Source organism: Cupriavidus sp. 01L415, from assembly GCF_056400065.1.
The window spans coordinates 101,672-108,527 of sequence record NZ_JBFTSP010000018.1 but is presented as its reverse complement, the minus strand read 5'-3'; the positions used below and the strand labels follow the sequence as shown (position 1 = coordinate 108,527).

At 59.5% G+C, this 6,856-nt stretch carries 5 protein-coding genes; 2 read left to right on the top strand and 3 right to left on the bottom strand.

Annotation, left to right across the window (positions count from 1 at the left end):
- The first annotated feature begins 478 nt into the window (after nt 1-478).
- Nucleotides 479-1,099, top strand: coding sequence for a hydrolase (locus AC1DOX_RS22080; RefSeq protein WP_441620564.1), 621 nt, complete (start codon nt 479-481; stop codon nt 1,097-1,099).
- A gap of 114 nt (nt 1,100-1,213) precedes the next feature.
- On the opposite strand, the gene mnmH is transcribed toward AC1DOX_RS22080, so the two are convergent.
- Nucleotides 1,214-2,362 (bottom strand): tRNA 2-selenouridine(34) synthase MnmH, encoded by a 1,149-nt coding sequence (gene mnmH, locus AC1DOX_RS22075; RefSeq protein ID WP_441620566.1) that lies wholly within the window; start codon nt 2,360-2,362, stop codon nt 1,214-1,216.
- The gene (gene selD / locus AC1DOX_RS22070; protein WP_441620568.1) at nt 2,359-3,432 is read right to left on the bottom strand and encodes a selenide, water dikinase SelD; all 1,074 of its coding nucleotides are present in this window, start codon (nt 3,430-3,432) and stop codon (nt 2,359-2,361) included. Before selD ends, mnmH begins: the two co-directional genes overlap by 4 nt.
- A 748-nt stretch (nt 3,433-4,180) precedes the next feature.
- On the opposite strand from selD, the gene AC1DOX_RS22065 reads away from it, so the two are divergent.
- Nucleotides 4,181-4,963 carry a cysteine hydrolase family protein gene (locus AC1DOX_RS22065; RefSeq protein ID WP_441620570.1) on the top strand — a complete coding sequence of 261 codons (783 nt, stop codon included), beginning with the start codon at nt 4,181-4,183 and terminating at the stop codon, nt 4,961-4,963.
- A gap of 294 nt (nt 4,964-5,257) precedes the next feature.
- Here AC1DOX_RS22065 and AC1DOX_RS22060 read toward each other — a convergent pair whose 3' ends face one another.
- Complete coding sequence (locus AC1DOX_RS22060; RefSeq protein ID WP_441620572.1) at nt 5,258-6,418, bottom strand: ATP-binding protein; 1,161 nt, start codon at nt 6,416-6,418, stop codon at nt 5,258-5,260.
- Nucleotides 6,419-6,856 lie beyond the last annotated feature (438 nt).

Below are 6,856 nucleotides of genomic sequence, written 5' to 3'. Positions count from 1 at the left end.
TCATGTCCCCCTCCATCAATCCCCAGTTCTGTCTGCCGCTGCGCTCCAGAGGAGCCCAACAATTGTCAGAATCGCCCGGGAGGAACGCTGCGCTGCAACGCGTTACTTGACGCACTTTGCATGGCGGCCGAACCTTGAGAAAGCACTCTAAGTCTAGGTCATAACTTCACGCCCCTACATATCTTTTGCGAAACAGCAACAGTGGGAAGGCAGGCCATTAGATGTCCGCATGCGCCTCCCGGGCGCTAGTGATTACGCACTGCAGTATGCTGCGGCCCACAGTCGCGTTAGTAGCAATAGAGAAACGGCCAAAATTTGCAGAAGGTTGACCACGCGCTTAGCGGCACCGGCAATGCCGCCACAAGTGTCCGATCCTGCGCGCGCTGGAAGGCGTACTTGGGTACCCGGCGACGATCGACTAGCCTGAATGTCTTGGGGCGCTGCGTTACTTAATTTCAGCTTTTGAGGCAGGTGCAAGATGGACGAACTCAATTCTCCGCAGGAGTGTGCACTGGTGCTGGTGGATCCGCAGGCGGGCCTGGGATTCGCGGTGCAGTCCATGGACCGCCAGCAGCTACTCAATAATCTCGTGGCACTTGTCGAGACCGCCCGGACATTTGACGTCCCCACGATTCTCTCGACCTCGGCAACGAAGGTGTATAGCGGTCCTCCGTTTCCGGCCATTCGCGAGCTGTTGCCCGACGTTCCGGTGTACGATCGGCGCTCCATGAACCTATGGGAAGACGATGCCGCGCGGCAGGCAGTGATTGCCACCGGCAGGAAGAAGCTGCTGTTCGCGGGCATGCTGACGGAAGCCTGTGTGTGCTTCCCGGTCCTCTGCTGCCTGGCCGAGGGTTACCAGGTCTTTGTCGTGGCGGACGCCTGCGGCGGGGCGACCATCGATTCCCACCACTACGCACTGGACCGCATGCGTTCCAAAGGCGCGGAGGTGACGAGCTGGTTGCAGGTCCTGCTCGAGTTCCAGAGGGACTGGACGCGCAAGGAAACCTACGACCGGGCTCGCGGACTGGTGGAGCGCTTTGGCGGGGGCTATGGCATGGGCCTCAAGTACGCCAGGGATATGTTGGTCAAGCCATAATTCGGGCGCCTGTTTTCGACCGAGCTCGGACATAGGCCCATAGAATTCCTTTTTGGGCCGCATGGCGCTACCGCTAAATGCAGCTACCGACCCTCAGTCGTACACCTGGTTGTTTCAAGTGTCCGTTTCGGCGCCGTCATCGGACATTTGAAATTCTATTGGAGTGCGGATCGAAGGCGAGTTAGCGGTATCCGAATTGCGGTTGGCAGGCTTCCCGGGCACCGACGTCGCGACAACGTGTCTCGCCAACGTCTCCACACTTTCTTCCGATAAGTCATCGACGGTAATGATGCGTCGATTTGCCCAGTCGTAAAAGTGCTTTCGCTGGGATCGTGAATACGCAGGATCGTAGTGCCTGGTCGTTAGCTCGCCGAACAGGTCGGACAGATTGCCAAGCCGTGCCATGCTCTGCCAGGCTGCGATGGTGTCCTTGCCGTGCAATGGCTTGAGGATTTCGAGTTGTCCCGCTAGCCATTCGGGGCGGTCGCCCAGATAGGCATAGTCGCGCAATAGAAGCGCCAGGCGCGCGGGTAGCGATACCATGATCTCGACGCAAGGGCTTGCACGCATGCGCTCGACCAGCGGCACGGGTACGTTGAGGCGTCCGATGCGCGCTCCTTCGCCCTCCACAAAAAGTGGCCGAGACAAATCAATCTTCTCGATGACGGCCGCGATGCTGGTCTCGAATGCGATTTGAGAAGGCTGCTGGACGCTGGGAATCGCCCCAAGGAGGGAACCCCTATGCCGGGCTAGAGCTTCAAGATCCAGCGTTTGTTCGCCTTGCGCGGCCAGAGCCTGCAGGATCCGGGTTTTACCGCTCCCAGTCGCGCCGCAGATCACGATCAGCGGCAGTATTGGGGCGTGCGTTGTGATGGCGTCGATCACATGACGTCGCCACGCCTTATAGCCGCCGGCAAGTTGCTGGGCATCCCAACCGACCATACGTAGCCAGGTGGTCATGGCGCCACTGCGCATGCCACCCCGCCAACAGTAGATAAGTGGCCTCCAGTTGGAAGGACGCTCCGCGAAAACCCCACGCAGGTAGCGAGCCAGATTGGCCGCCACCATGGCGCCGCCGATCCGGCGAGCCTCAAATGCACCGACCTGTTTATACAATGTCCCCACGATGCGGCGCTCTTCGTTGTCGAGTACTGGGCAGTTCAATGCTCCAGGGATGTGGTCCAACTCGAACTCTGCTGGCGAGCGCGCGTCAATTATCGTGTCGAAAGTATGGCGATCGGTAACGCGTACAGGGGATTTCATGGCAGGACCACCAGCCCGGGCTCGCCGGCCTCGATCCGTCCGATGACAGCGGCGTCGACGAAGCCCTGCTCCTGAAATAGGCGCACGACGTTGTCTGCAGCCTGCGGCGCGCAACTGACGAGTAACCCGCCGCTGGTTTGCGGATCAGTGAGCAGCGACTGGGCGATCGCAGGCAGCGCAGTGTCAAGCTGAATCTCGCTGCCGTAGCTCTCCCAATTGCGCCGGGATGCGCCAGTGATATTGCCCTGCTCCGCGAGCGGCGCTATCCCGGGCAACAGCGGCAGACGGCCCCAATGAAGCACCGCCCTCAGGCCTGCGCCCCTGGCCAGTTCCAGCGTATGACCGGCGATGCCAAAGCCGGTCACATCGGTAAGCGCGTGGACATCCTCTAGTTCTGCAAGCGCAATGCCAGGGGTATTCAGCTTCGTGGTGGCATCGATCAGATGGCCGTACCCAGCTTCGCTGAGTGCGCCCTTTTTTAGCGCTGCGGACATGACGCCCACGCCCAGCGGCTTGCCAAGAACAAGCACATCGCCAGCGCGGGCATCGCGGTTGCGCCGGATCCTGGATGGGTGCGCCAGCCCCATGACGACCAGCCCGTAAATGGGCTCAATCGAATCGATGGTATGCCCGCCCGCGATCGGAATGCCGGCTGCGCGACATACGGATTGACCCCCCTCAAGCACCTTGCCGATCACCTCCACCGGCAACTGATTGATCGGCATGGCGACCAATGCAAGCGCCATGATAGGTCGCCCGCCCATTGCATAGATGTCGCTGATCGCATTCGTGGCAGCTATGCGGCCGAAGTCGAACGGATCATCCACGATCGGCATGAAGAAATCGGTTGTCGCAATGAGCGCCTGCTCCGCATTGAGTTGATAGACCGCTGCATCATCGGACGTTTCGATGCCAACGAGCAACTCCTTGGGCATGAATCCTGCCCCGCTGCCACGCAGGATTTCTGAGAGGACTCCCGGGGCGATTTTGCAACCACAGCCCCCGCCGTGAGAGAAGCTGGTCAGCCGCACTTGCGGCGGAATTGCCTGGTCCTGGGGAGTGGAGTTCATGCTTGTCTCGGTGCCGATGGAGCGGCACCAGCGCTATGGTGGAAACGCCATTATCGCCTTTCCGAAACCGCTGACAGGAGGAAGGCTCGACCGAGGTAGGGCAGCGCAGAGCAGAACGTTGGATCGGAGCAAGGGCAACGCCTGAGCTACGGATCTTCGCTTCCTGAACTTTAGGGGGTGCGGGCAGGAAGTGACAGACCCATTCGCATTGATCGGTGGGCGGCCGACTGACCGAAGAGCGTCTGGATATGGCCACTAGGCCACGACTGGCCGATGTCCGCTTGTGACCGGCAAGCGCCTGATCGACCCCGAGATCAGCTACGCCGGCGCCAGCCGGCAGGAGCCGAACTCGGTCGTCAGACCATCGGCCTGCCCAAGGCGGACCCTGCTGGACCGAGGATGACTAGTCGCAGCGTGTACTGCGGACCACGCAACGCATGGCGCAAAGATTGGTGCCGATGTGACAACAGCGTGGGCACCGTGGCAGCACTACTGACATGCCGTGCCTCAGTCTAGGATTCACTCCACGCAGTTTCTGCGGCAAGCAGAGCAGCGCAGGTTCGGTGAACGCAACGTCAGTCAGTTCACCCAGTATTCATTTTGACCCAACGTCTTAACGAGTTTCACCAGCCCTCAGAACTATCTAAGAAATTCATGGCAGTGCGTCTACTGCATCTGCTCGTGTTACGGAATTGAATGGAGAATCATTGTGTGTGAGACCCCAGAATTTCACGGCCGCCGTACTTTCTTGAAGAGCACGGTTGCCGCCGCCGCAGTTGCGTCTAGCCAACTGCCCTCGCTGGCCAACGCAGCGCCGGCCGGTGGCGTCGCCAAGTACGCAGATCCGTCCAAACCGGCGCTGCCCAAGACGGGCATGAAGCTTGACCTCGCGCGCGTTGCGTTCGTCGTCATCGATCCGCAGATCGATTTCATGAGTCCGAAGGGCAAGGCGTGGCCGGTGGTGGGTGAAAGCGTGACCGAGCAGAACATGGTGCAGAACCTGCTGCGCCTGTTCCAGGCGTCCAAGAAGGCCGGCATTACGGTGGCGATTTCTCCCCATTACTACTACCCGCAGGACCATCGGTGGCAGTTCCAGGGTGGGGCGGAGATATTCCAGCACAACCTCGGCCTGTTCGACCGTCCGAGCGCGCTGTCGCTTGAAGGCTTCCGTGGGTCGGGCTCGGACTTCCTCCCGGAGTTCAAACCGTACATCGAGGATGGCAAGACCATCATCTGCTCGCCGCACAAGCTCTATGGCCCGCAGGTCAACGACCTGAAGCTCCAGTTGGGCAAGCAGCGGGTGGACCAGGTCATTCTCGCGGGCATGCTGGCCAACCTGTGCGTGGAGTCGCATCTGCGCGATCTGCTCGAGCAGGGCTTTGAGGTGGCGGTGGTGCGTGACGCCGTAGCCGGGCCGAAGCTACCAGAAGGCGACGGCTATGGCGCTGCGCTGGTCAATTACCGCTTCATCGCCAATGGGGTCTGGACCACGGACGATACGGTAAAGATGCTGGAAGGCAAGGCGGCCTGACGCATTCCGACCCCGGCGCCCAGTCATGGGTGTCGGGGCAGCGCGATCTGAGCATAAAGCGCAGAATCTGCAGCGACTCTCGGTTAGTCGGCCGGATGTCTATGCTATGGCCAAACCGGTACGCAGGTAGCGGGAAGGTGCAGCCCATGGACGCGCACACCTCAAGGTACAACGTATGGACATCAGGGATGGATAAAGTTAGATCCCCCGACAGGCTGTTGTTGACTGTGGATTCAACTGGTCGATGCAACGGATGAGCTTCGCGCCTCGTCCGCTAGGCAAAGAGTGTGATGCTCAAGATGTCAAATCGCGTGAGCGCAGCCAAGTGAGCCATGCTTGATCTTCGATTTCATAGGTACCACGCGATTCCTTCCACAGGATCTCGCGCTCACGCAAGGCATCAATGGCATTCTGAACGGTAGCGGTGTTCACTGTTGCGTCCGGAGGAAGGAGCGACTTGTAGGCGCTTATAGCAGCCTCGCCAAACGGGGAAAACTGTCCCGCCTTCGACGCCATAACCCGTACCACGGCCTGTTGCACGGGCGACAGAGATTCAAAGTCGCTCTCGATGTCATGCCACAACCGTTCCTGAATCAGTGTGGCGTCCTCTCTTAGGCGCTGGCTCAGATAGGGAGATTCGTTAGCGATTGCGATGGACGAGATCAAATGACGGAGCAACTCCGGTCGATGACCCACCATCACAAATGCGTCAAAGACGGCGTCCGGCTCGAATTGGTTGCTTGGCGCAAGTGCTTGATTTACGCTCGCCGTGTACTCGTCGGTGAAGCTGCGATCCAGCAACGGGAAAGGGGTGACCAGCGAGCCAAAGAACGGCATGCGCGAATTCATGACCAAATGAGCGAGTTTGTCGCGGCTCGATCCGGTAAAGACCAGCATGAGTTCGGGAGCTTTGCCGGAAACGTTTATTGCGTCGCGAGCGGCCTTGAGACCGAACATCGCTTCTAGTCCTTTGTCGGTCGTGAGCGCATGTTGTGCCTCATCGACGATCAGCAGCACAGGCTTGTTAGCGGCCTTTCGCAACGCTTGCAAGGCTTGCGTGAGCGTGACGCCCGCCGGCAGTCCCGTGGCGCTCACATCGAGGCCTAACGTTCCCATGACCGTCACCTTGGTCAGGCCAACTGCCTTGGCTGCTTTGCTGACGATGCCGGCGAAGTCCGCGATCTTGCGTTTAATGCCGTCCGCAATGAGTTCGCCAGGATCCTGCGCCTTGTTCGACCACAAGTCCACATACACCGTTGTCCAGCCCCGGCTTTCCGCTGCAGGAACGAGATCCTCCCGGAGAAAGGTCGATTTCCCGACCCGTCGAGGGGCTGCCAGAAAGAGCCCCGAGCGCGCATCCAACAGGGCTTCGCCGGTCAATGCCGCGCAGAAGCTGGCGGCCAAGGCGGGGCGACGAAACGTATAGCGCGCGGAAGCGGGGCTCGGCTGAGTCATAGGAGGGAGCAGAAAGATTTATCGCTAATTATCTTACGACGATAAATTATCGACGTCAAATAAATGATGATAAATGACTCATGAGGCTTTTTTTTACGCTTATCCTTATGGCCTACCGCCGAAATGTTGTTGAGTGAGAGAGCGCTGACCCTAAGCGGCTTTTGCCGGTCCATGCTAATCGCCGTCCAAATGCCTTTTCCAGTTGATCGGCGCGCCGCAGATCGTCGTCGTGCAAGTAGCGCGAGGTGATCGTGATGGACGCATGGCGCAGCCGGCTAAGGATCTGAGGGCCATGAGTGACCTCTTGGTTCCTCCGGCCATCCGGGCCTACCTGCCATTTGAATTCCGTGAATGGGGGAAATTTTGTCTGCGTGCGTACGAAGGCGTGCCGGTTCGTTCCGTCCTACCGCCAAATCGGGCCATCGACTTGAGCGGTGA